The organism is Leucothrix arctica (assembly GCF_003172895.1).
In the GTDB taxonomy this organism is placed as follows: domain Bacteria; phylum Pseudomonadota; class Gammaproteobacteria; order Thiotrichales; family Thiotrichaceae; genus Leucothrix; species Leucothrix arctica.
In genome coordinates, this window is sequence record NZ_QGKL01000010.1 from 102,318 (window position 1) to 127,535 (window position 25,218).

Annotated in this window: 24 protein-coding genes; 10 read left to right on the forward strand and 14 right to left on the reverse strand. The window is 43.8% G+C overall.

Annotated features, from left to right (window positions below):
- Positions 1-148: 148 nt before the first annotated feature.
- The 7 genes from DKT75_RS02775 to DKT75_RS02805 form a co-directional block, all read right to left on the reverse strand.
- Positions 149-442: a type II toxin-antitoxin system RelE/ParE family toxin gene (locus DKT75_RS02775; RefSeq protein WP_109821907.1), complete on the reverse strand. Its 294-nt coding sequence runs from the start codon at positions 440-442 to the stop codon at positions 149-151.
- Positions 443-444: 2 nt separating this feature from the next.
- Positions 445-708 carry a CopG family ribbon-helix-helix protein gene (locus DKT75_RS02780; protein WP_109821908.1) on the reverse strand — a complete coding sequence of 88 codons (264 nt, stop codon included), beginning with the start codon at positions 706-708 and terminating at the stop codon, positions 445-447.
- A 165-nt stretch (positions 709-873) separates the two neighbouring features.
- On the reverse strand, positions 874-1,077 hold the full coding sequence (locus DKT75_RS02785; RefSeq protein WP_109821909.1) for a YgaP family membrane protein: 204 nt from the start codon (positions 1,075-1,077) through the stop codon (positions 874-876).
- A 117-nt stretch (positions 1,078-1,194) separates the two neighbouring features.
- Positions 1,195-2,202, reverse strand: coding sequence for an NAD(P)H-dependent glycerol-3-phosphate dehydrogenase (locus DKT75_RS02790; protein WP_109821910.1), 1,008 nt, complete (start codon positions 2,200-2,202; stop codon positions 1,195-1,197).
- Positions 2,202-2,693: a protein-export chaperone SecB gene (gene secB, locus DKT75_RS02795; RefSeq protein ID WP_109821911.1), complete on the reverse strand. Its 492-nt coding sequence runs from the start codon at positions 2,691-2,693 to the stop codon at positions 2,202-2,204. Before secB ends, DKT75_RS02790 begins: the two co-directional genes overlap by 1 nt.
- Positions 2,694-2,704: 11 nt before the next feature.
- A complete protein-coding gene (gene grxC, locus DKT75_RS02800) occupies positions 2,705-2,968 on the reverse strand; it encodes a glutaredoxin 3 (RefSeq protein ID WP_109821912.1) in 264 nt (87 codons plus the stop codon).
- 16 nt (positions 2,969-2,984) lie between these two features.
- Positions 2,985-3,410 (reverse strand): rhodanese-like domain-containing protein, encoded by a 426-nt coding sequence (locus DKT75_RS02805; RefSeq protein ID WP_109821913.1) that lies wholly within the window; start codon positions 3,408-3,410, stop codon positions 2,985-2,987.
- Positions 3,411-3,641: 231 nt separating this feature from the next.
- Here DKT75_RS02805 and DKT75_RS02810 point away from each other — a divergent pair, with 231 nt between their 5' ends.
- Entirely contained in the window at positions 3,642-4,904 is a 1,263-nt protein-coding gene (locus DKT75_RS02810) for a murein hydrolase activator EnvC family protein (RefSeq protein ID WP_109821914.1), read from the forward strand.
- A 177-nt stretch (positions 4,905-5,081) separates the two neighbouring features.
- Positions 5,082-6,479, forward strand: a complete 1,398-nt coding sequence (locus tag DKT75_RS02815; RefSeq protein WP_109821980.1) for a S41 family peptidase — start codon at positions 5,082-5,084, stop codon at positions 6,477-6,479.
- A gap of 78 nt (positions 6,480-6,557) precedes the next feature.
- On the opposite strand, the gene pdxH is transcribed toward DKT75_RS02815, so the two are convergent.
- The 7 genes from pdxH to DKT75_RS02850 form a co-directional block, all read right to left on the reverse strand.
- Positions 6,558-7,193: a pyridoxamine 5'-phosphate oxidase gene (gene pdxH / locus DKT75_RS02820; RefSeq protein ID WP_109821915.1), complete on the reverse strand. Its 636-nt coding sequence runs from the start codon at positions 7,191-7,193 to the stop codon at positions 6,558-6,560.
- Positions 7,194-7,198: 5 nt separating this feature from the next.
- The gene (locus tag DKT75_RS02825) at positions 7,199-9,091 is read right to left on the reverse strand and encodes an ATP-binding cassette domain-containing protein (RefSeq protein ID WP_109821916.1); all 1,893 of its coding nucleotides are present in this window, start codon (positions 9,089-9,091) and stop codon (positions 7,199-7,201) included.
- Between the two features lie 5 nt (positions 9,092-9,096).
- Entirely contained in the window at positions 9,097-9,657 is a 561-nt protein-coding gene (gene tsaC / locus DKT75_RS02830) for an L-threonylcarbamoyladenylate synthase type 1 TsaC (RefSeq protein WP_109821917.1), read from the reverse strand.
- 5 nt (positions 9,658-9,662) lie between these two features.
- Positions 9,663-12,305, reverse strand: coding sequence for a DNA topoisomerase I (locus tag DKT75_RS02835; RefSeq protein WP_109821918.1), 2,643 nt, complete (start codon positions 12,303-12,305; stop codon positions 9,663-9,665).
- A 135-nt stretch (positions 12,306-12,440) separates the two neighbouring features.
- Positions 12,441-12,917, reverse strand: a complete 477-nt coding sequence (locus DKT75_RS02840) for a Smg family protein (protein WP_109821981.1) — start codon at positions 12,915-12,917, stop codon at positions 12,441-12,443.
- A 63-nt stretch (positions 12,918-12,980) separates the two neighbouring features.
- The gene (gene dprA, locus DKT75_RS02845; RefSeq protein ID WP_109821919.1) at positions 12,981-14,108 is read right to left on the reverse strand and encodes a DNA-processing protein DprA; all 1,128 of its coding nucleotides are present in this window, start codon (positions 14,106-14,108) and stop codon (positions 12,981-12,983) included.
- 18 nt (positions 14,109-14,126) lie between these two features.
- Complete coding sequence (locus DKT75_RS02850; RefSeq protein WP_109821920.1) at positions 14,127-15,326, reverse strand: LysM peptidoglycan-binding domain-containing protein; 1,200 nt, start codon at positions 15,324-15,326, stop codon at positions 14,127-14,129.
- Positions 15,327-15,424: 98 nt separating this feature from the next.
- Between DKT75_RS02850 and def the strand changes: the two genes are divergently transcribed.
- The 8 genes from def to DKT75_RS02890 are packed head-to-tail and all read left to right on the forward strand — an operon-like array spanning position 15,425 to position 25,175.
- On the forward strand, positions 15,425-15,931 hold the full coding sequence (gene def / locus DKT75_RS02855; protein WP_109821921.1) for a peptide deformylase: 507 nt from the start codon (positions 15,425-15,427) through the stop codon (positions 15,929-15,931).
- Positions 15,928-16,872: a methionyl-tRNA formyltransferase gene (gene fmt / locus DKT75_RS02860; protein ID WP_109821922.1), complete on the forward strand. Its 945-nt coding sequence runs from the start codon at positions 15,928-15,930 to the stop codon at positions 16,870-16,872. The genes def and fmt overlap by 4 nt, the downstream gene beginning before the upstream one ends.
- Positions 16,869-18,158, forward strand: a complete 1,290-nt coding sequence (gene rsmB, locus DKT75_RS02865; protein WP_109821923.1) for a 16S rRNA (cytosine(967)-C(5))-methyltransferase RsmB — start codon at positions 16,869-16,871, stop codon at positions 18,156-18,158. Before fmt ends, rsmB begins: the two co-directional genes overlap by 4 nt.
- A gap of 1 nt (position 18,159) precedes the next feature.
- Positions 18,160-18,747 carry a DUF4390 domain-containing protein gene (locus tag DKT75_RS02870; protein ID WP_158278785.1) on the forward strand — a complete coding sequence of 196 codons (588 nt, stop codon included), beginning with the start codon at positions 18,160-18,162 and terminating at the stop codon, positions 18,745-18,747.
- The gene (locus tag DKT75_RS02875) at positions 18,732-20,954 is read left to right on the forward strand and encodes a sensor histidine kinase (protein WP_109821925.1); all 2,223 of its coding nucleotides are present in this window, start codon (positions 18,732-18,734) and stop codon (positions 20,952-20,954) included. Before DKT75_RS02870 ends, DKT75_RS02875 begins: the two co-directional genes overlap by 16 nt.
- Positions 20,944-22,338 carry a sigma-54-dependent transcriptional regulator gene (locus DKT75_RS02880; protein WP_109821926.1) on the forward strand — a complete coding sequence of 465 codons (1,395 nt, stop codon included), beginning with the start codon at positions 20,944-20,946 and terminating at the stop codon, positions 22,336-22,338. The genes DKT75_RS02875 and DKT75_RS02880 overlap by 11 nt, the downstream gene beginning before the upstream one ends.
- 3 nt (positions 22,339-22,341) lie before the next feature.
- Positions 22,342-23,718 (forward strand): Trk system potassium transporter TrkA, encoded by a 1,377-nt coding sequence (trkA, locus tag DKT75_RS02885; protein ID WP_109821927.1) that lies wholly within the window; start codon positions 22,342-22,344, stop codon positions 23,716-23,718.
- 5 nt (positions 23,719-23,723) lie between these two features.
- Positions 23,724-25,175, forward strand: coding sequence for a TrkH family potassium uptake protein (locus tag DKT75_RS02890; protein WP_109821928.1), 1,452 nt, complete (start codon positions 23,724-23,726; stop codon positions 25,173-25,175).
- Positions 25,176-25,218 lie beyond the last annotated feature (43 nt).

Here is a 25,218-nt window from a genome sequence, read left to right on the forward strand (position 1 = left end):
TTTTCTGTTTAGACTTAACACACTAAAATTCGAGGCTTCCTAAATCGCTAAATAAACGACTTTCGTTTCAGTGATTCACAGCCTAAGCAGCTCCTTATGCCCTTCCATGTTGATACCTCGAGCACGTAACAATGTGTTCCTGTTAAGGTCAGGTGTAATTATTCTGTCTTTGGTGCTTAATTCTAAGAATACCCACAATCTCCACAACATCATGCACTTTATAAAGCGCAGAGTAGCCAGACTTTCCATAAGGAATATGGATTTGACGAATACCAGAATGTTCTTCATACTTCGTGCCGATTTTAGGGTTATCAGCTAGGTTTTCCAACATCATTCTTAGATGATCTACACCTTTGGATTCACCTGTATTTTGAACTTCAAACGTAATCAACTCACGTAGGTCGTTAGCGGCTTCAGTAGTATAACGAATTGAATAGCTCATATTTACTTCTTCTGTAATGTGTTCTTTAGCTGGTCAAGTTCATCATTCATTTCTTCTGCTGTGTAAGCATAGCCCTTTTCTTCGGCATTTTTTAAAGCATCTACACCAGATTGTAGCCATGCTTTTTCGTCTTCAATAGCTTGCTTTGACTCTCTTACGTATTTCTTAATTGCTTCGAGCATGACCCAGTGAGGTGAGCGACCTTGTTCATCAGCAAGGAACTTCACATCATTGATAATTTCGTCTGTTAGTTTGATGGTTGTCATATCTAGTACCTGCAATTCAGGAGTTTGAAAATTATAATTAATTTATAACAACTAGTGTTACCTTGTGTCAATCTTGTTTGGCTTTGATCAGTAAGCTTTGGCTTAGTCATAAAAAAAGGGACTCAAACGAGTCCCTTTTTTGTGTTCTATCTAAAGTTAATCTATTTACTTATCAGTAAACAAATTCAACTTTTGATAAAGCATCGTCATTGGGCAGAAGCCAGTAAACGCAGACTGCATAATACCTGCACCTATAAGAACAAGTAGCCAAATGAAGCCTGAGCTGATCATTGTAAGAATAGATGCGATCAAGATTAGTGCGCCGTTACCAAGTGTTACAGCATCACTCATATTTAGATTGTCTAGCATTTCAGTGTCTCCTTGAGGGATTAGATACCTTGATGTAGGAATGTTAACTACATGTTTCACTGAATACTTTTTACCATAGATTCCTGAAAACCTAAAGAAAACTTGTATCTCAGTGGCTTAAAATTCGGGTTTAGGCTTGCGTGAAATGAGCGTCTTTACGGCTTCTCTAGGAGAAAGATTTTCATAAAGAATTTGTTGTACAGCGCTACAGATAGGCATTTCCACACCTGCGCGTTCAGCGAGTAAGTTGATGCTTTGGGACGTTTTAGCCCCTTCTACCGCCTGACCAATATCTTTAATCGCTTGCTCTAATGTCTTACCTGCACCCAGTGCGAGGCCTAGTTGGCGATTACGTGATTGGTTGTCCGTACAGGTCAGTATGAGATCACCGATTCCTGCAAGTCCCATCAGTGTTTCTGACTGTGCACCCATTGCATTACCAAGTCGCAAAATCTCAGCAAGCCCACGAGTAATAATTGCGGTACGCGCGTTAGCGCCAAAACCAAGGCCATCTGCAATACCTGCGGCAATGGCTAAAACATTTTTAACTGCACCACCGAGTTCTACACCAATCACATCTGTACTGGTGTATACGCGGTAATTTTCTGATTGGAATGCCTTTGCGACTGCTTCGCCGAGTTGTTCATCTGTGGCCGCTACCGTCATTGCAGTAGGTAGGCCTTCAGCGACTTCTTTGGCAAAGGTTGGGCCTGATACCAGACCGTATTCTTTGACTTGAGGAAGGACTTCTTCCACAAGTTCGTGTAGTAGTTTACCGCTGCTTAGCTCTAAGCCTTTGGTTGCCCAAAGTACTTTGTGTTCTGAGGTAAGGAGTGGTTTTAGTTGTTCTAGTAGCTGGCGGAAGCCATGACTAGGCACAACGATGAGTTGGTAGTCACTATGAGCGACTAATGACTCGATACTGCTATGACAAGTCAGTGTGTCAGGAAATGCAACACCGGGTAGATAGTCAGTATTTTCTCTCGCGTTTTTATATTGCTCAAGCCTGTCAGGTCGATGACCCCAAAGTTGAACACTAATGTCATTTCGCGCGAGTTGTAGTGCCAGAGCGGTGCCCCAAGACCCCGCTCCGTACACTGAAAAGCTAGTAGACTTATTAGTCATTAAGCTTCTTCTGTACCGCCAGTCACTGCAGCAGCTGCTTCTTCAGCTTGACGTTGTGCGTATAGCGCGTCGAAGTTGATTGGAGACAAGTGCATTTCTGGGAAACTACCTTTAGAGATCAGGCTTGCAATCGCTTCACGTGCATACGGGAATAGGTTGCTAGGGCAGTAGCTTGCCAATAGGTGGTTCAACTGTTCTGCTGGGTAGCCAGAGATGTTGAAAACACCCGCTTGGTTTACTTCTACCAAGAATGCAGTCTCTTCTTTGCTCTTAACTGTGATAGTAATCATCAGTTCAACTTCATAGTGACCATCACCTAGAGGGTTTACTTGAGTATTAAGCTGTAGATTAGTATCTGGCTCCCAATCTTTTGTGAAGATTGCAGGGCTGTTTGGAGCTTCAAACGACACATCTTTTAGGTAAATACGCTCAATAACAAACTGTGGTTCTGCCTTAGGTGTCGTTGCTGCTGCCTGTTCTTCTTCTGCCATGGGTCTATCCTTTATTTTTCAGTGTTTAATAATGCGTCTAATTTACCTTGTCGGTCAAGGTGATTAATGTCGTCAAAGCCGCCAAGTGCTTTACCATTCACAAAAATTTGTGGAACGGTGTTCTGGCCACTTAATTTTTCCATTTTTTGCCACAGTGACTTGTCGTTTCCAACGTCAATGTTTTCAAATTCGACGTTTTTGCTTTTCAGTAAGCTTTTAGCTCGCATACAGAAAGGGCAAAATCGTGTGCTGTACATAACTACTTGTGCTGGCATAGGTTAGTTCTCGTTTTTATCGTCTAGTAACAGGTAGGCTTGCTTTTTCCCAAGCTGCCATTCCGCCGACTAGGCTGTGGACGTTCTCAAAGCCTTCTTTTGTAAGTGTGTTGCATGCGCCGCCAGAGCGGTTACCGCTTGAACAATATACAACAATGGGGGCTGATTTGAATTTAACCAGCTCCGAGTGACGAGTTGCAAACTCAGTCATTGGAATATGTGTAGAGCCTGAGATTACAGCGTCTTTGATTTCACGGTCTTCACGTACATCAACAATGATTGTGCTGTCGTCATTCATTAGTTTTACGGCTTCGTTAATTGAAGCTAAGTGATATTTACGGCTCATGCGGGTCTTTTCAGTCCAGATAATAACCGCTAGAACGGCAAAGAAGCCGAGAAATAGAATGAGGTTGTTTTGAAAAAAAGCAGTATATTCTTGCATCTTGAAACCATGTGGTGAATTGATAGGGCGTTAAGATACCGTTTGCTTGGTCGCTGGTAAAGCTTCACGCACTCGCATCAGTGTAAAGTATCAAACTTTTACACAATACGGGCAGTTTGGTGTTTTGGATTAAGTGCATTAGCATTGTTTAATGTTCAAGTTACTTGATATATGAAACAACTAAAGTTATAAGCTAGGCCTACTAAAATAATTATGTCTTAGGTGTTTGTTTTGTCTTATCGTTTTCTAGTTTTGAGTGTTATTTTTTTGACGTCTTTTTGTTCTGTGTCGTATGCCGAGACAGACCGCCAAAAAATTAAGGCTGAGATAACACAAGCTAATAGTAGCTTGAAAAAGGCTCGAGATAATTCGAATAACATTAAAGTGGTCATCGACAAAAATAAGTCCGAGATCAATCGACTCTCGCGCAAGCAGTACGATGCTGAAAACAAAATTACATCCATTACTAAGCAATTAATCGAATCCAATAAGACAAAGCAGACGTTAACAGCAGAGGTTGAGGTTGAAAAAGAAGCGTTGGCTAAGCAGCTGTTGGCGATGTATAGCTCAGGTGAAGAGTCTCACTTGCGCTTATTGTTAAAGCAGGATGACCCTTCTGACATTAGTAGAACCACGAAATACTTCGAGTATTTGAATAAGAGTCGTATTGACCGAATTAAGACAGTACGTAAAAAATTGACACGTGTTAAGAAAATTGAAGGTGATATCTCTAAAGACAGAGAGCGCTTGAAGTCGCTACGAGTGACGTTGGGTGATGACAGAAAAAGCCTACAGAGTGAGTTGAACAAAAATGCTGCGGCGCTAAAACAGGCTAAGCGTGTTGAAGTGAGTAAGCAAAAGAAGCTCAACACTCTTAAAAAGGAAGAAGCTGCGCTGCAAGCTGTCTTTGAAAAACTGATAAGAGCACAAAAAGCTCAGGCTGCTAAAGAAGCAAAAGCAGCTGCGCTAGCGAAGAAGAAAGCGGAGGCTAAAAAAGCACCTGCTAAAGTAGCAAAGGCTGCTCCGAAAGCGACACCAAAGGCAGCACCAAAGAGTACTAAAAAGTCGGGTAAGCGGACAACGTTGAACTTTACGGCCAATAAGCCGTTTTCATCGTTACGTGGACGTTTGTCATGGCCTGTTAAAGGAACGATCTCTAAGAAGTACGGCAGTGCTAGAAACCAAAAGCAGAAGTGGAAAGGTGTACTTATTAAAGCACCAGGTGGTCAGCGAGTACATGCGGTGGCGCGTGGTAAAATTGAATATGCGGGTCCATTACGTGGTTACGGCTACGTAGTTATTATCCAGCACGATAAAAGTTACCGCACACTGTATACGTACAATCGAGCAGTTTACCGTAAGACAGGTGATATTGTTCAAGCTGGAGATGTTATTGCTGCGGTAGGTAATGCTGGTGAAGATGAAGATACGGCGTTGTATTTTGAAATTCGTAAGGGATCTGTACCTAAAAACCCTGCGGCTTGGTGTAAATAACCCTTAAAAGTCGGATATTAGTGTCGTAAGTAAAGACATTGTTAATGTTTCTTAAGAAACGAAGTGCAAAAACTTTGTTTAATGCTTACACTCTTTGAGCCGCCAATTAACTATAGAATAAAAACGAGCGAGATTTTAACATTTGCCATAACTGCAGGTGTTTACTTTGGAGAAAATATGCGAATCAAAACCAATAAAACACTAACTACCGGGCTTATTGCTGGAGCTGTATTAGGGGTAGCATTTACTGCTAGTTTAAGTGTTTCTGCGTTTAAAGATAATAAGGCTACTTCAGTTCCTCTGGAGGAGTTACAAAAATTCACTCAAGTTTATATGCGTATCAAGCGTGATTACGTGGAAGAAGTGGATGATAAGAAATTAATGAGCGATGCCATTAGTGGCATGCTTACCGGTCTAGATCCTCACTCTGCTTACCTTGATGAAGATGCTTTTACAGAACTTCAAGTGGGTACATCGGGTGAGTTTGGTGGACTAGGTATTGAAGTAGGGATGGAGAATGGCTTTGTTAAAGTTATCTCACCTATTGATGATACGCCTGCACAAAAAGCGGGAATCGAGTCGGGTGATTTGATCATTCGTCTAGATGATAAGCCTGTTAAAGGGTTGACCCTTAGTGACGCAGTTAAGCTGATGCGTGGAAAGCCTGGCGAACCGATTAACTTAATGGTTGTTCGGGAAGGTAAAGATCGTCCGTTCACTATTAAAGTGGTTCGCGACATTATCCGCGTGAAGAGTGTTAAGCAGCGTATGCTTGAAGATGGTTTCGGCTATGTTCGTATTTCAAGCTTCCAGTCTAAGACGACACAAGGTGTTGCTGAAGGTATCGCTGAGTTAGTTAAAGAGAATGATGGCGCGCTGAAAGGTTTGGTTCTAGATTTGCGTAATAACCCAGGTGGCGTGTTAAACGGTGCTGTTGGCGTTAGTGATCTATTCCTAGAGTCAGGCAAGATTGTTTACACTGAAGGCCGTGTTGAAGACGCTGTGATGCGTTATGACGCTGAGAAAGGCGATATCCTTGAAGGTGCTCCTTTAGTTGTATTAGTGAACCAAGGTTCTGCATCGGCATCGGAGATCGTTGCTGGCGCGGTACAAGATCACAAGCGTGCTTTGATCGTTGGTGTTAAGACGTTCGGTAAGGGCTCGGTACAAACTGTACTGCCTGTCGATCAGTCTACGGCGGTTAAATTGACAACTGCGCGTTACTTCACGCCTCTTGGTCGTTCGATTCAGGCGACAGGTATTGAGCCAGACATTAAGGCTGAGCCGCTGAAGCTTACCAATGGTAAGAAGAAGACGGATGATGAAGAAACGATTGCGCCTTTGTCAGAAGCAGATTTAGCAGGTCACTTGTCGAACCCATCGGGTGAAGAAGATGATAAGTCTAAGACGGCTCAAGATCTTGCAAAAGAAGCGACTAAAGACGACAAAATAACTGACGAAGAAAAGAAGAAGCTTGCTGAAGCTAAGAGCGATAACTTAGTTGAAGAAGACTTCCAGTTATACACTGCGATTAGTGTGCTGAAAAGTATGGTGCTGGCTAAGCAGTTGAAGTAATCCACTTCACTGTCTTCGCAGCATAAAAAAACCCGACTTAGGTCGGGTTTTTTTATGCTTAAAATAAAGTGCTTAGCGTTATGGTTGCAGACGCTTCATATGCCATTCTTTATCACTTAGCGTATATTCAAAACGATCATGTAAACGTCCTTCACGCCCTTGCCAGAACTCAACGGTATTGGGTACGACTAAATAACCACCCCAGTGTTCAGGTAAAGGAATAGTATCGCCACTAAAGCGCTCAGTGACTTCATTTAACTGCTTCAATAGGTCTTCTCGTGACTCAATGCTCTGACTCTGGTGAGAAGCCCATGCGCCTAGTTGGCTACTTTCTGGGCGAGAGTGGAAGTACTCCGCTGAGTCAGCACTCGAAAGCTTGACCGCAGTGCCTGATATCTCAATCTGGCGCTCCACTTGTAACCATGAAAACAATAATGACACTTGATCATTTTCAGCAATATCATGACCTTTTCCACTGTCGTAATTAGTGAAAAAGACAAACCCTTTACTGTCATAACCTTTCAGTAAAACAGTACGCTGAGTCGGCTTCCCTGTTGCTGACACTGTTGCCAGTGTCATTGCATTTGCATCAGGGTAATCAGACTTAATCGCTTGGGTAAACCAGCGATCAAACTGCTGAAAAGGGTTTGTATCTAAATCTGCTCGATACAAACCGCTCTGCGTATATTCTCTTCGATAATCTGCAATCTTCATTAGGATTAACCCTCAAGTTCTTCCCAACGAGCATACTTCTGTTCTAGCTCTTGCTGCAAGGCCTGATAGCTGTCTGTTACTGCTGCGGCTGATTTATGGTCTTTCACTGCGAAAGCTGCTGAAGCCATTTCTTCTTCCGTTGCTGCAATTTTCTTTTCTAGCTTTTCGATTTCTTTAGGCAAGCTATCTAGCTCATGCTGCACTTTGAAGCTAAGTTTTTTCTCGCTAGCTGCAGGCGCGCTGTTCTTTGATTGCTTTTGTTTGTTAGTAACGGTTTTTTGCTTAGACGTTTCTTGCTTAACACGCTCAGCTTGTTGCTCCATGCAGTCGTCATAACTTCCAACATACTCACGAATAACACCGTTGCCTTCAAAGATCATGCAACTAGTAACAAGGTTATTAATAAAGGTACGGTCGTGACTTACGATAAGTACAGTACCTTCATAGTTTGTTAGTAGGTCTTCAAGTAGCTCCAATGTCTCAACATCAAGGTCATTGGTTGGCTCATCGAGTACCAAAATATTAGCTGGCTTGATGAATAGCTTTGCAAGTAGCAGACGATTTCGCTCACCACCTGACAGTGCATTAACAGGGGAGTTTGCACGCTCTGGTGTAAACAAGAAATCCTGCAAATAACTAATCACATGCTTAGTTTTGCCGTTAACGGTGATGTTGTCTGAGCCGCGGTCTAGGCTGGCTTTTACAGTGCTGTTTTCGTCGAGCTGATCTCTCAGCTGGTCGAAGTAAGCAACTTCCAGACCTGTTCCTAGTTTGATTGTACCGGAGTCAGGCTCGATTTTTCCAAGCAAGAGACGCAGTAGGGTCGTTTTACCCACACCATTCGGACCGATTAAACCAATTCTGTCGCCACGCTGTACTAGCGTCGAGAAGTTATTGACTAGGTTTTTATCCGCTGGGTTATAGCTAATATTTTCAGCTTCAACTACACGTTTACCAGAACGTTCGCCACTTTCTACTTGAATATTAGCTTTGCCTTGTACTTGGCGAATCTTCTGATGTTCTACACGCATAGCTTTCAATGCACGTACACGGCCTTCATTACGGGTTCTACGCGCTTTAATACCTTTGCGTATCCATATCTCTTCTTGAGCAAGCTTTTTCTCAAAGCGGGCGTTCTCTGCGCTTTCAGCTTCTAGCTCTTCTTGCTTGCGACGTAGGAAGTTGTCGTAGTCACCTGGCCAGCTATTAGCTCTTCCACGGTCAAGCTCAACGATACGGGTTGCTAGGTTGCGTAAGAAACTACGGTCATGGGTAATGAATACGACCGTTGCTTTATAGCTTAATAAGAATTCTTCCATCCAGTTGATAACACTAATATCAAGATGGTTGGTTGGCTCATCAAGTAACAAAATATCTGGGTCTTGTACTAAAGCGCGAGCAAGTAACACACGACGCTTTACACCACCAGATAGCTTAGTGAAGTCAGCAGCAGGATCGAGTTTTAATAGCGAGATGGTGCTATCAATATTTTGGCCAAATTTCCAGCCGTCACAGGCTTCTAATTTTTGTTGAGTTTTTTCTAGATCATTCATCCACTTTTCATCGTGGTTATCTAGTTGTGCGCTTAGCTGGTTATACTTTTTAAGGAGTGCGCCAACTTCTGACAAGCCATCAGCTACAACATCATAAACAGTTCCACCAAGGTGGTGTGGCACTTCCTGTTCAAGCTGCGTAATAACAGTGCCTTTCTCAAGCACTCGGTTACCTGAGTCTGGTTTGTGCGTGCCTTTGATGATTTTCATTAGGCTTGATTTACCGGCACCATTTCTGCCGATTAGGCAGATGCGCTCACCCGGCTCAATAGTTAGATCAACACCGTCAAGTAGGGCAGGGCCGCCGTAACTGAGTTGGACATTTTGTAAAGTTAGTAAAGGCATAATTATTAGCTGTGACGAAGAGTTTTTCCGCTAATAGCATCGCGGATTTCAGTAGGATTTAATTGCCCACTGGTTGGTCCATCCAATACAGCATCTGGTGCTAATGGCTGGTCTTGAAACTGTTCCACTACGGCTTGCGCGCTATAACAAGGCGACTCTCCAGTGATGTTCGCACTGGTTGAGGTTAGTGGGCTATCTAATGAGTTGCAGAGAGCTTGAACTAAAGGGTGCTTACTAATACGAATCGCAATGCTGTCAAAGCGGCCTCGTAAAAGCGGTGATACATTGTCCGCCACAGGGAAGACCCAAGTAATGTTGTTCGGGGTCATTTGCTCTGTCGTCGGTTGGATATTTGGTGCGAGGTAGGGTCTAACTTGCTCAAAGTTTGCAGCAATTAGAATCAAACCTTTTTCAATGGGACGTTGCTTGATATCTAGCAAACGCTGTAATGCTTGTTTGTTATCAGGCAAACAACCAAGGCCGAAAACGGCCTCAGTTGGATAAGCAATTACTTTGCCTTGTTTTGCCTGCTCAGCAATGGCAGATATTTCGCAAGTAACCAACATAGTATTTAGTCACTGCTAGTATCTGAGTTAGATGCTGGTGTGTCTTTTGTAACTGCTTTTTTAGGCGCGGCCTTTTTTGGAGCAGCTTTCTTTGCCGCTGGCTTTTTGGCAGGTGCTTTCTTAGCTGTTGTCGTAGCGTCATCAGTCGCTTTAGCAGTAGGTTTCTTCGCAGCGGCTTTTTTGGCTGGAGTCTTTTTAGTCGCGACTTTTTTCGCTGCCGGTTTTTTAGCGGCTGGCTTTTTCTTCGCTGGAACTTTCTTAGCAGCAGGCTTCTTAGCTGGCGCTTTCTTCTTGCCTCGACCTTTACGTTCAGGTGCTTCAGCAAGCATTTTAATGCAGTCTTCAAGTGTTAGTGTTTTAGCATCGACATCTTTAGCAACACGTGCGTTTTTGTTCTTATCGGTGACATAAGGTCCCCAGCGTCCATTCAATATTTGGATGCCTTCATCTGGGAAGTCTTGGATAAGTTTTTCAGCGTCAGCTTTCTTCTTCGCGGCAATCAACTCAAGCGCTTGTTCGCGTGTTACTTCGTAAGGATCATTATTCTCCTTAGGCAAAGACACAAACTTGCTACCGTACTTTACGTAAGGTCCAAAACGACCAAAGTTAGTACTGATTGCTTCGCCTTCTTCAGTTTCACCTAAAGAACGTGGAAGTTTAAATAGCTCCAAAGCATCTTCGTAAGTAACGCTGTCCATTTTCTGGCCAGGGCGCAAACTTGCAAATAGTGGCTTTTCTTCGTCATCACGATGACCGATTTGTACAAACGGTCCAAAACGGCCCATACGTACAGAAATAGGCTTACCTGATTTTTCATCAGTACCGATAACACGCGCTTGCATAACTTCTTCGCGCGTTACTGACTCGTCTTTGTCTACAACTAGTTCATGGAACGGCTTCCAGAACTCTTCTAGTACAGGAATCCATTCTTTCTCACCACGAGATATCTCATCTAGCTGGTTTTCAAGGTTCGCAGTGAAGTTGTAGTCAACGTACTGTGTGAAATGCATAGTCAAGAATCGATTAACGATACGACCAATATCAGTAGGGTAGAAACGTCGAGTTTCAAGTTCTACATATTCACGAGACTGTAGTGTCGAGATGATACTTGCGTAAGTAGATGGACGACCGATGTCGAACTCTTCTAACGTTTTAACCAAACTTGCTTCTGAGAAGCGAGGTGGTGGATCCGTAAAGTGTTGATCAGCCGAAACAGCGTGAAGGTCGAGCACATCGCCTTCTTCCATTAATGGCAGTATCTTCTCTTTGCTTTCCTTAACTTCTTTACCGTCTTCTTTGTCGCTATCCGCATCAACGTCTTCTTGGTAGACAGACATGAAACCCGGGTTGCGAACAGCTGAACCTGTTGCACGGAAGAAGTTGCCATCTCCACTAGAAAGGTCAGCAGATACAGTATCCAGTGTCGCATGGATCATCTGGCTTGCAACTGTACGCTTCCAAATCAAGTTGTACAGTTTGTATTGTTCGTCAGTTAAGTGCTTTTTGATGTCATCAGGAATATTTGCAGAAGCAGTAGGGCGTATCGCTTCGTGAGCTTCCTGTGCATTTTTAGACTTAGTCTTAAATTCGCGTATTTCAGGATTAACATTGTCCGCACCGTAGCGCTTATCAATCAATCCACGTACATCTTCCAGTGCTTCGTTACCCAAAGACACGGAGTCGGTACGCATATAAGTGATCAAACCAACAGGGCCGTCACCTAAGTCAATTCCTTCATACAGCTGCTGAGCAACGCTCATGGTTCTACGTGTCGTAAAACGAAGCTTACGGGAAGCTTCCTGCTGAAGTGTCGACGTTGTAAATGGAGCTGAAGGGTGGCGCTTACGTTGTTTCTTCTCTAAGCGAGAAACTGTTAACTTACCCTTTGTCGTTGTTTCGCCATCGGCATTAACGACTAAGCCTGATTCTGTAACAACAGTGTTCTTAGCGCCCATCGCTAATTCAGTGTTGTTTAAATCAAACTGTTTTAAATTGTTACCGGCAAGCGTATGAAGCTTAGCGGTGAATGGCTGATCGCCTTTCTCAACACTTGCTTCAAGTGTCCAGTATTCTTTCGGGTCAAAGGCTTCAATTTCTTCTTCACGCTCAACGATCATACGGAGCGCAGGACTTTGTACTCGACCAGCAGATAGGCTCGGCTTGATCTTTTTCCAAAGTAGAGGAGATAGGTTGAAACCTACTAAGTAGTCTAATGCGCGTCGTGCTTGCTGTGCATCAATCATGGGCATAGCGAGTTCACGAGGATTAGCGACGGCTTCTTGAACCGCTTTCTTAGTTATCTCGTAAAATACAACTCGTGTTACTTCTTTACCTTCTAGAAGACCTTTTTCTTTTAGGTATTCGTATAGGTGCCACGATATAGCCTCACCCTCTCTATCCGGATCGGTCGCAAGATGTAGGGTTTTTGCTTTCTTCAGAGCCTTAACGATACGGTCGACGTGTTTCTTGTTTCTGTCGATGAGTTCGTACTTCATAATGAAGCCATTCTCGGTATCGATTGCGCCTGTCTTCGGGACTAAATCACGCACGTGTCCATACGAGGCAAGCACTTCAAAGCCCTTACCTAGGTATTTTTCGATTGTTTTTGCTTTAGCAGGTGATTCTACAATGACGAGATTTTCACTCATATTACTATCAGTCACGGTTATAAATTTGTGGCAACCATACACTGTATTCAGAACAGTAGTAAAGAGGCTAGGACGGAAACTACTTACTTATTAATGCCAATAATGACGGTTTTTAGTGAAATAGAGTCATTATTATCAGTGATAGCAAATTGGTTCGTTGCCCATTGCAACGCAGTCCATCCATATATAAGAAGCTTCAGAGTCAGGCTGATTAAGTAGTAGCATAAGAACTACCCATTTAAGCTTGTTTAGGTCTAGCGTTTTGTCCTTTAACTCAAGAATGCGATCAATAGTGCGCTCACGCATTTCAGGTGTCAGAACCTTAGATTGTTCTAAAAACAGTAAGTAGCTTTGGCATTCGAAGTTTAGGTAACGTGACTCATAGCGTGAAAAAATACGCGTTGTCTTCTCACTAGGTTCAGTAATATAGACTTGCTCTTTGTCCGCTAGGCTTTCTAGCCAGTCAAATGCCTTACTAATGTCATTTTGAGGAAAGCCCGCTTCTTGAAGGTAGCTGTGAAGCGCATCTTTGTTCTGCGAGACGTCATCGACATCAGAGTAGTTTTCGAATAAATAAAAAAGCACATCCAATGTAGTTTCTTTGGTATTCATTTTGTTTAAGTCACCAGTCCATTGTGTTGGCAAGGGCTGATTAACAAAAAACGGCAAGCTTAGCTATTCACCTAAGCGTGTATAGCTACCTCTACCGTTGGAAGCAATTAAGCCCTGCAATTCCATGACTAAAAGCATGGATGAAAGCGATGCAGGGGTCAATCCCGTCTGTATGACTAATTGGTCAATTGATACGGGTTCATAACCCATTGCCGCCAGTAGTCGGCTGTTATCGTCATTTCGTTCTATTTCTGGCGTTTCAGCTGCTGCGTTTGCATCTGCTTTAGGAGTGTCTTGAGTAAGAATTTCTAGGTCAATTTGGCCTGCTAAATCTTCCATTACATCATTCGCTGTTTCGACTAGTTTAGCGCCTTGTCTAATCAACTTATGACACCCTCGAGCTAGCGGGTTGTGAATAGAGCCAGGAATAGCGAATACCATACGGCCTTGTTCATTAGCGTAATCAGCGGTGATGAGTGATCCACTCCTTTGTGCGGCTTCAACAACTAACGAACCGTGACTCAAACCACTAATAATGCGATTTCGTCTTGGAAAGTTTTGCGCTCTAGGGGTTGTACCGATAGGGTTCTCACTCACCATGGCACCTTGTTCTACTATTTGATAAGCGAGTTGGCGGTGTTTGGCAGGGTAAACCCGATCTAAGCCTGTGGCGGTAACAGCGATAGTAACGCCGCCATCGGCAAGTGCACCTTTGTGTGCTTCACCGTCAATACCCATGGCAAGGCCGCTTGTGACGCACAGGCCCATATTTGCAAAGTGTTTTGCAAACTCAAAAGCATTATGAGCGCCATTAGGTGTAGGTGTACGACTGCCGACAATGGCAATTTGTGGGTCACTTAATAATTGAGTATTTCCATGAACATAGAGTAGCGGTGGTGCTGCGCTGATCTGTTTCAATAGAGGAGGGTAGTCGTCATCTAAAAAGGTAATTAGATGGTGGTCCTCTTTTTCAAGCCAGAGCATGTCAGGTTTAGCCGCGTCCAATGATATGGAGGTAATGGCGTCACTCTGTTTGCGACTGAGGCCGGCTTTTTCTAATTGACTTGAGTTGGCGTTAAGAACTGCCGTCGGATCACCAAAGTGAGCGAGTAGTTTATGAAATGCTTGGCAGCCGATACCTGGGGCCCGCCATAGCGAGACCCAAGCTTGTAGAGAGTTATTATCAGTCACGAGTTATTATCGGTTCCGTTAAGGGTTACCTATCTTATACCCATTTCTGACTTCTTGATCAGACTTTGTGATCAGGGCATAGCTAAAGCGATCAGTTACATTGTAAACAACAGCTGTAGCGGCTCTTTCAGGCGGTATTCTCACCTTGTCTGTCAGTGATCCGTAGCCTTTTTTGGCCGTTGGGTAAGGGTCTATAGTCATGTAGCTAGGTTTATAGACACCAAGCATATAGCCAGGTTTTATCCCGTCGCGCTTCCCTTTGTTGATGGTAATGATCATGCCTTTACCACTTATTAGGTCTGCATCGTAAAGCGACATCACTGATCCGCGTACTTTTTGACGTGGAATTAGCATTGGTGCTTTTAGGTTTTGCTCCTGATTGACCATGTTTAGGAGTCGGTTACCTACGCGGACTTCTCGTTTCATATTGAGTAGTTTAGCGGTTGAAATAGGGCCCACCTTTTCAATTTGGATATGTGAGCCAAAGTTCACCTCAAAGCCAAGTTTTTGGCCATTCTCAGGGTCGACTATTTCCTTACCCTTTGAGAATACCGCATAACGTTCCATAGGCTTGCCACGGAAGTTTTTAATGTAAATATTCTTATCGGAGATCATGAGCATATTTGTATCTTGCCCTTTGACCAGATACGGCGCGTTATCAATCTCACCTTCGTTCATTATACGTGGGAAAGCTAAAAACGGAGCCAGTGTTGAAATTGGTTCTCCAACACCACCAGTACGCTCAACACGAATTTGAGGCTTCATATGGTCTTTAATAGTGACCGTATCTTTTCCGCGCACCTGTCTTGGGCCTGAGTAGATGTAAAGAACATCGCCAGGATAAATGAGGTGCGGGTTAGTGATCCGTTGGTTTTTGTCCCAAATTTCCGGCCAAAACCAAGGGTTTTTCAAGAATTTGTTTGCGATGTCCCACATCGTATCGCCCTTGCGGACTTTATAACGTTTTGGGGCAGTCCCTTTGAGGACACCTTTGGTACGAGTGACAGTACGCTTAACTAGAGGGCCTTTGTCATTGTAACCACTAGCGCCAGGAGGCATGCCGTAGTAGCTATCGAATTGACGCTCGTCAAATTTGGCCGCCGGCTTTATAGGTGACGAAAAATTACTTTTAATCGTGTCTTTGTCGCAGCCGCCCAGTAAAATGGTTCCAAGCACGATAACAGATGTAAATATCTGTCGTGAAATAGTGAAAGACATGGTTTGTCCTCTCGTTCTTATTCGTTATTTTATGTCAGCTATAGTATCTTAGGGCCTAGCAAGCACGCATGTTTTTCAGACTTACGGTAATTTATTAAATGGCAGTTTTAAAAGTATTAAGCTTTCCCGACACACGTCTGCGCACTAAGGCTGCGCCAGTTGAGACAGTGGATGATGCAGTTCGTCAAATTATGGACGATATGCTAGACACAATGTACGAAGCACCGGGTATTGGCTTGGCCGCTTCTCAGGTAGATATTCATCGACAAATTGTTGTTATTGACGTGTCGGAAGATGGAAATGATCCGCTTTACTTAGTTAACCCTAAGATTACAGCGAAGTCTGGCAAAGAAATCTCAGAAGAAGGTTGCCTGTCGGTGCCTGAGTATTATGCTGAGGTAGAGCGTGCAGAAAAAGTAACCTTGACTGCTTTGGGTTATGACGGTGAAGCGTATGAAATAGACGCTGAAGGTCTATTGGCTATCTGCATTCAGCATGAGTTGGATCATTTAGACGGTAAATTGTTTGTTGATTACCTTTCGCCTCTAAAGCAGCAGCGTGTTCGTAAAAAATTAGAGAAATTAGCAAAGCAGGGCGGCAAATGAGTAATGGCCTTAGGGTTATCTATGCGGGTACGCCTGATTTTGCAGTGCCAGCATTGGCCGCTCTTATCGAATCAGGACATGAGGTCGTGGCTGTTTATACGCAACCCGATCGTCCAGCAGGGCGGGGTCGTAAGTTACAACCTAGCCCAGTAAAACAAGTCGCTTTGGATGCTAGTATTCCTGTTGAGCAACCTGTGAATTTCCGTGAAGAGGCTGATCGTCAAACGTTAGCTGACTATAACGCCGACGTAATGGTGGTGGCTGCTTATGGGTTAATCTTGCCACAAGTGGTGTTAGATACGCCTAAGTATGGTTGCTTAAATATTCACGGGTCTTTGCTGCCTCGCTGGCGCGGTGCTGCACCAATACACCGTGCTATTCAAACGGGCGACAAAGAAACGGGCGTAACTATTATGCAAATGGCGGCAGGTTTAGATACTGGCGACATGTTGCTAAAAACGTATTATACGATCGGTGCTGAAGATACGGGCGCAACCGTTCATGATGCTTTGGCTGCCGATGGCGCTAGTGCCTTAATGACCGTGTTAGAACAGGTAGAAACAGGTACACTGGCCCCAGAAGTTCAGGACGAGTCATTGACTTGCTATGCGTCAAAGTTGACCAAAGCAGAAGCTGAAATTGATTGGTCTCAATCAGCGGTTGAAATTGATCGTCGTATTCGTGCTTTTAACCCGTGGCCAGTGGCTTACACTAAGCAGAATGGGCAAGCGATGCGCTTGTTGATGTCTAGCGTAGTAGAGGGTGAAAAGACGAGTGCAGAAGCAGGTACGGTACTTGCAGAAAACAAACAGGGCATTCAAATTGCCTGTGGCGAGGGTGTGATTTCTATCTCTCGTTTACAACTACCCGGTAAAAAAGCGATGTCGGTTAGCGAGTTCTTAAATGGTCGCAGTTTATCTGGAGAAAAATTTCCCTCATGAGTCAACGAAATCCGCGTGCAACAGCCGCTATTATATTAGACAAAGTAATTTACGGTGGCACGTCACTCAGTCAGCTTTTATCAGACAATGATGATTCGATTGACCCGATGGTTAAAGACCTTTGTTTTGGAAGTCTGCGCTGGCATGAGAGATTAAGTGCATTGCTTGATCTACTATTGACCAAAAAACTAAAAGCGAAAGATAAAGACGTCGAGTGTTTATTACGTGTTGGCTTGTATCAAATTCTTTACCAAAGCGCGCCAGAATATGCTGCTGTTAATGAAACGGTTGCTGCCGTTAAAGGTTTGCGTAAGACATGGGCGATTAAGTTTGTTAATGGTGTTTTACGTACATTCTTACGTCGTAAAGAGTCGATGCTGCACCAGATAGAATCCATTGAAACGGCAAAGTACGCTTTTCCTGAATGGATGATTGTATCTATAAGAGACGCTTGGCCGGAACATTGGGAGTCAATCTTAGAGCAGAGTAACTTGCGTGCACCGATGACGCTTCGAGTGAACTTGTCACAGCAAACACGAGAGCAGTGTCAGGCAGCTTTAGCGGCAGAAGAAATTGAGAGTAGAGCGCACCCATTTGTTGAGTCTGCTTTGATGCTTGAAAAGCCGATGAGTGTATTTGAGCTTCCAGGTTTTAATGAAGGCTTCCTATCTGTTCAAGATGCTGCCGCACAAATTGCAGCGTCTTTGATGAAGTGCGAGAAAGGCATGCGTGTTTTGGATGCCTGTGCTGCGCCCGGCGGTAAAACAGGTCATTTGTTGGAGATGACTGAGGGTTTGGATTTAGTCGCGATTGATAATGTTGATACTCGTTTACTGCGCATTGGTGAAAACCTTGAGCGTTTAGGTTTAGAGGCTCAAATTACGGTGGGTAATGCTAGTGAGCCTTCGGATGAATGGGCTAAACCTGGGTTTGATCGTATTTTGTTGGACGCGCCTTGTTCTGCAACGGGTGTTATTCGTCGTCATCCAGATATTAAAGTACTACGTTGGAAAGAAGATATTGAGCAGTTGCATGAACAGCAAATCGGTATTTTAAATACGATGTGGGGATTATTGAATGATGGCGGCCGTTTGGTTTATGCGACGTGTTCTATTCTACCCGCTGAAAATGAGCAGATTGTTGCTGAGTTTGTTAAGTCCCATCCAGAAGCTAAGATTGTACCGATTGAAGCCGAGTGGGGATTAGCTCAGCAATACGGTCGACAAGTGCTTACAGGTATTGATGATATGGATGGTTTCTACTACGCAGTCATCGAAAAGTCTTAATATGAAAACCTTGATCACTCTCCGAATATTGAAGTGCCTACCGATACTCTTACTACTGCTCAGTCTCAGTGGTCCGAGCTTGGCTGAGGATAAGCCCGGTATTTACTTCAATCGCCATGATATACATATGGTTGATGCGACTAAAAACGTGTATTTGGTGAGTGCTCAAGTTGATTTTAAATTATCACCTTACCTAGAGCAGGCGCTGTTAAATGGCGTGTTACTTAACGTCAACACGTTCATTGGTTTAGGTAAGCGACGGGGGTGGTGGTGGAATGAGACCGACAACCTCAGCACTATTAGTTATCAAATTAAATATCATGCGCTCAGCCGTCACTTTCTGCTGACGCGAAATGATACTCATGAAAATTGGAACTACCGTTCACTATCGACTGCTCTGCGAAAAATGGGGAGCGTCGTCAATTATAAGTTGCCTGAACTATCCCCGAGAGTTAAGGATGGTGAGCACTACATTTATATGAATATCAGGTTGTCACCTGCGACATTGCGGTTACCGCTACGTATTCAATCACTATTTAGTAGTCAATATAGTATGGCAAGCGAGGTCATTTCGTGGCCATTACCGTAAGAACTGTTGTATTCCAGATTGCTCCGGTCGTGCTTACGGCCATTTTATTGGGCATCTCTCTCTTTATATTAAATTTATCGACGCGAAACCCGGAGTCATCTGATGACATCATTGGGTGGTTGGCGCCGTTAAATATCGCCATATTACTGATACTCAGTTTCTTGGTGTTGTTTAATTTATACCAAGCCGTTATTCGTCTAAGGACTCAGCAAGCGGGTTCACGGTTTACCCTGCGCTTAATGATGGCGTTTTCGGTACTGACTGTATTCCCTGTATTGATCGTGTCTTACTTCTCAATGAACTTCCTTGGGGATCGAATCGATAGTTGGTTCAATGTCAAAATTGAGGGCGCTTTAGATGACTCCTTGGAGCTTGCGAGAAATTCACTGACCGTCAGAACCCGTCAGCATCTTTATAATGTTGAAAAGGTTGCACGTGAATTAACCGTGACTGATGAGTTAGATTACGCATCAACGATAGAGTCCCGTATGCGACAACTTGGTGCCTACGAGATGGTGCTATTGGGTAAAAGTAAGCGAGTCTTAGTTTACAGTGGTGATAATGCAGAGATTGGGACTATTATCCCGCATTTCCCTGCGGATGAGATTTTACGTAGCTTATCTAGTCGTGGTTATATGAGTCGCTTGGAATATGTTGGTGGTATCAGTTTGTACTCTAGAGTCGCGATTACTTTACGCCCGAGTGCGACTAGCGACACGATGATATTAACAGCGCTATTTCCGTTTTCAGATAAAGAGCGTAGTCTGTCGAATAATGTTCAGGAAGCGCGAAATCAATACCAAAATATTAACTATCAGCGTGACTTAATTAAACAAAGCTTTCGTTTAACACTGTTTCTAATCATGGTGTTGTCGATCCTGTTTTCTGTCTGGGGAGCCTTTGTTTATTCACGCAGACTAACTAACCCTGTTCGTAAGCTGTTGGAAGGAACGCTAGCCGTTGCCTCCGGAGACTTGAATAAGAAGTTACCCGTATCTGATAAAGATGACTTTAGTCTGTTGGCGCGTTCATTTAACACCATGACGACTCGTTTGTCTGATGCACGTCAGGAAAGTGAGGAGAGTCAGCAGCAAGTTCAGCGCCAGCATGATTACTTAAACACGGTTCTTGATCACCTGACGTCAGGTGTTATTACCATTGATGATCAGCAAGTGATACGACGGATTAACTCTGCCGCTGAGCAGATATTGCAGGTGCCGTTGTCGGAGTTTATAAACAATAGACTGTTTGAAGTCGGAGAGACGCATCAGGCGCTAAAACCATTGCTGGAAGTCATTCAGCCTTATCTTATTAGGCAAGAGAGTGAGTGGCAGTGTGAAATCAGTTTGATGTTGCCGCAAGGTCGTCAGATGTTGGTTTGTCGTGGAACGGCCTTGCCACAACTTATTGATGGTTCGAAAGGTCACGTATTAGTATTGGATGATATTACGGATGTTGTTCAAGCAGAGCATGAAGCTGCTTGGAGTGAGGTTGCACGTCGCTTAGCTCATGAAATTAAGAACCCATTGACGCCTATTCGACTATCTGCAGAGCGCTTGCAGCATCGATTGCTTCCCGAGTTAAGCGAGGAGTCTGCGGACTTATTACAACGGATGAGCCGTACCATTATGAATCAGGTGGATAACCTGAAAGGCATGGTGGATGCGTTTAGTGAGTATGCACGAGCACCGAGTTTACGCTTGCAACCGGTTGACTTGAATGCACTCGTCAGTGAAGTTGCTGAGTTGTATCGTATCAACGATCAACACATTGATGTAACGCTAGATTTAGAAGAATTACCGACGATTTATCTAGATTCAGGAAGGATAAGACAGTTGGTTGTTAATTTGCTGAAAAATGCCTTTGAGGCGCTTGAAAGTGACACGGAGTACCGCAAGGTATCACTTTGTACCAAGTATTTGCATTCTAATGAGGATAGTCCAGAAGTGTGTTTCTCAGTGTCAGACACGGGTTCTGGCATTCCGAATGATATTTTACCGAGTTTGTTTGATCCCTATGTGAGTGGCAAGCAGGCTGGTTCTGGTTTAGGTCTATCCATCGTCAAAAAGATCGTTGAAGAGCATTCTGCGCGTGTCATTGCAAAAAATAATGAACAGCATGGCGCGACAATTAGTATTTACTTCCCAGTTGAAGCTGGGGTGAAATTAAAGAAGGGTCAGTCCCTAGAGGTTAAGCATGTCACTTAAATTGACGGAAAAACACCGCATACTTGTTGTTGACGATGAGCCAGATATTCGCCAACTAGTAAGCGAGATCCTTCAGGATGAAGGCTATAAAGTGGTTGTTGCTGAAAATGCTGAAATGGCACGTGAGCAAGTGCGAGTGAGTCGTCCAGAGCTTATATTACTTGATATCTGGATGCCTGGTGAAGATGGTATTTCCTTACTGAAAAGTTGGTATGAAAGCGGTGTATTGGGTTGCCCAGTAATAATGATGTCAGGTCACGGAACGATTGAAACGGCTGTGGAGGCGACACGTCTTGGTGCTTATGACTTTATTGAAAAGCCATTATCTATGGCAAAGTTACTGCTGTCCGTTGAGCATGGCTTGCGCGCTAATCAGCTTGAACAGGAGAATAAAGGCTTAAAAAAGCAGGTACTAGCGCCATCTGAGCCAATTGGTTCTAGTACGGCTATGCGCGACTTGCGCTTACAGTCTGAACGTATCGCTCAATATACTGATGTGGTTGTAACTTTGTACGGTGAGTCGGGTACGGGTAAAGAGGTCTTTGCTCGCTATATTCATGGAAAAAGTGACCGCTCTAATAGTCAGTTTATTAAATCCATTGTGTCGTCCCACACCTCAGATAATTTTCTGAGCGAGTTATTCGGACGAGAAGAAGACGGTAAAATCACACCGGGTTTATTTGACGAGGCACAAGATGGCACACTTTATTTGTGCGATATTCCTGCGCTTGATGCGGCGTCACAGGAAGCATTGCTGTTAACACTTCGAGATAAAAACTACACGCGACTTGGCGGGACGAATAAAATTGATCTACGCGTTGCGTTGATTGTTTCCTCTCAGCATGACTTGCGTGACGACGTTGAGTGTGGCCGCTTTTCTGAAGAGTTGTATTTCAGAGTCAATGTGGTGCCTTTAATGATTCCTGCATTGCGAGAGCACTCTGAAGATGTAACGGAGTTATTGAATTTTTATGTCGACCGGTTGATTGCCTTAGATGGTCTTCCTTATCGTCACTTCTCTGTTGCGGCGCAAAACTATTTACGTAATTACCGTTGGTTAGGCAATATTCGTGAGCTACGCAACTTAGTACAACGCTTATTGATATTGGGTACTGATACGGAAATTACTCAAGAAGAGGTTGAGGAAGTGCTGGGTCGCAGTATTCCAATCTTCCGTCAAGGTGTTGAGAAGCTACCTGTGAGTTTGTTTGAATTACCGTTGCGTCAAGCGCGAGAGCAATTTGAGCATGACTACTTGAGTTATCAGTTGGAGCAATGTGCCGGCAACGTCAGTCAGCTTGCGGAGCGTGTGCAAATGGAGCGTACTCATTTATATAGAAAAATGCGTTCGTTAAACATCGATCCAAAACAGTACAGTAAGTAGACCATGAATATAGTCATTATTGGCGCGGGTCAGGTGGGAAGTTCTTTGGCTGCAAGTCTAGCTACTGAAGATAATGACGTGGTGGTTATCGACAAGAACGCAGAACGCCTAAGGTATTTACGTGAAAAGTTAGATATTGATACCTATCAAGGGAATGCATCCCAGCCTGATGTGTTAGAAAGCGCCAATGTGATTAATGCGGACATGATTATTGCCGTCACAAGCAGTGACGAAGTCAATATGATTGCGTGTCAGGTGGCCTTTTTACTCTTTCGCACACCAACAAAGATTGCTCGTGTACGCTCGGTAAGCTACTTAGACCATCAGGAATTGTTCTCCAAAGACGCTATTCCTATTGATGTATTAATTAGTCCGGAGAGTTTAATTACGGAACATGTCTATCAGCTGATGTCTCACCCCGGTGCGCTTCAAGTACTCGATTTTGCGAATAAGAAAGTCCAGTTAGTTGCAGTTAAAGCACAGTTGGGTGGGAAATTAATTGATCATGAAATTCGTGATTTTGCTGATCATATTCCTGATGTGGATGTGCATGTTGTTGCGATTTTCCGCAAAGGGCGCGCAATACTACCCGACGGTGACACTGTCATTGAAGTTGATGATGAGATCTTTGTGATCGCTAGTGTTCAGCACATTCGTGTGGTGATGAGTGAGCTTAGTATTGTTGAAAAGCCATACAAAAAAATCATGATTGCTGGTGGTGGAAATGTGGGGGGTAACTTGGCTAGCTTGTTGGAAAAAGAACGCTACCAAGTAAAGATTATTGAGCAGAACCCTGAGACCGCAGGTTACCTCGCTGAGAAGTTAGACCGTACTTTGGTACTAGAGGGTGATGCAGCGGATGAACATCTGCTCCAAGAAGAAGATATTAGCAATATAGATGTTTTTTGCGCGGTTACTAATGATGACGAGGCAAATATACTGTCGGCGATGCTTGCTAAGCGTTTAGGTGCACGTAAGGTTATGGCATTAGTTAATAGACCCAGTTATGTGGACTTGGTGGAGAGTGGTATTATCGATATGGCCATCTCCCCACAGCAAATTACGTTGAGTGGATTGCTGGCGCATGTGCGTCAGGGTGATATTGTTTCAGTTCATGCCTTGAGAAAAGGTGCTGCAGAAGTGTTGGAGGTTGTCGCTCATGGTGATCAACAAACATCTCGTGTCGTCGGTCGAACGTTAGTTGAATTAAAGCTTCCTCCCGGCTCTACAGTTTGTGCTGTTGTGAAAGGGAGTAATGTGGTTTTGCCAAGTAACTCTGTTGTTATTGAGGAGAATGACCACGTGATTATTTTCCTTTCGGACAAGCGTTACATCCCAGTGATTGAAAAAATGTTCCAAGTCGGAATGGGTTACCTGTAAACCTCATGCAATATTTCGTTATACTTAGAATCCTTGGTTTGTTGCTGATGCTATTCAGCTTTACTCAGCTAGTGCCCATGATTGTTGGATGGTTGTGCGGTGATGTGGACGTCACGCCATTCTTAAAAGCATTCTTTGTGTTACTAGTCGGTGGCGCTGTTGCTTGGTATCCGGTTAGGTCTTACAGTAGTGAGTTACGCTTACGTGATGGTTTTCTAGTCGTTATTCTATTTTGGACGGTGCTGGGCGTGTCAGGTGCGTTACCGTTGTTGCTGTCCAAGCAGCTTGATATATCAATAACGGATGCAGTGTTTGAGTCTATTTCCGCATTGACGACAACGGGCGCGACGGTAATCACAAAACTGGATGACTTGCCTCGATCGATATTGTTTTATCGTCAACAACTGCAGTGGTTAGGTGGTATGGGAATAATCGTACTGGCTGTCGCAATTCTTCCTATTTTAGGCGTTGGTGGAAGTCAGCTTTTTAGAGCTGAAACACCTGGGCCGGTTAAAGACTCCAAGCTTACTCCAAGAATTAAAGAGACAGCTAAGCTGCTTTGGTTAATATATTTTGGCTTCACCGTCGCGTGTGCTATTTCATATAAAGTGGCAGGGATGAATTGGTTCGATGCGATTGGTCATAGCTTCTCAACAGTAGCGATCGGTGGATTCTCAACACACGATAAAAGCATGGGATATTTCGAGAGTCATGCGATTGATAGTGTGGCGATCGTCTTTATGCTGTTATCGAGCGCTAACTTTAGTTTGCACTTTTTGGTGTGGCGTAAGCGTAGTCCAGCGTTATATTTTAAAGATTCTGAGTTCCGCTTCTACTTATATTGCATCGCGGCTGTGACGTTGACGTGTATCGTATATTTCCAAATAGGCCATTTCTTTGGCTCAATTAGTGAAACGGTTTATAAATCACTATTTCAAGCAGTCTCAATGATCACGACAACTGGGTTCACTACGGCGGAGTATGCCTATTGGCCCTCATTCCTCCCTGTATTGTTGATATTTTCCAGTTTTATGGGTGGTTGTGCAGGCTCTACTGCAGGTGGAATGAAAGTAGTTCGAGTATTGCTGCTGTTTAAGCAGGGTATACGAGAAATTATACGACTCATTCATCCTAGTGCGAGAATATCGGTAAAGCTCAATCGTAAGCCAGTGCCAGACGCAGTGCTTCAAGCAGTTTGGGGGTTTTTCTCGGTCTATATCGGGATTTTTGTGATTTTGATGCTACTAGTCATGGCTAGTGGGTTGGATCAGGTCACTGCATTTTCAGCGGTCGCAGCAACACTGAATAACTTGGGCCCGGGTTTAGGGGATGTTGCGAGTAACTTTGCTCCTATCAATGATTTTGCCAAGTGGTTACTTAGCTTTGCTATGCTGTTAGGTCGCTTAGAAATATTCACTTTGTTGGTGGTCTTAACACCCATGTTCTGGCGTCAATAAGCGTTTTTACCGCCTGTCTAACGGTTACTTTTAGTGCCTATAT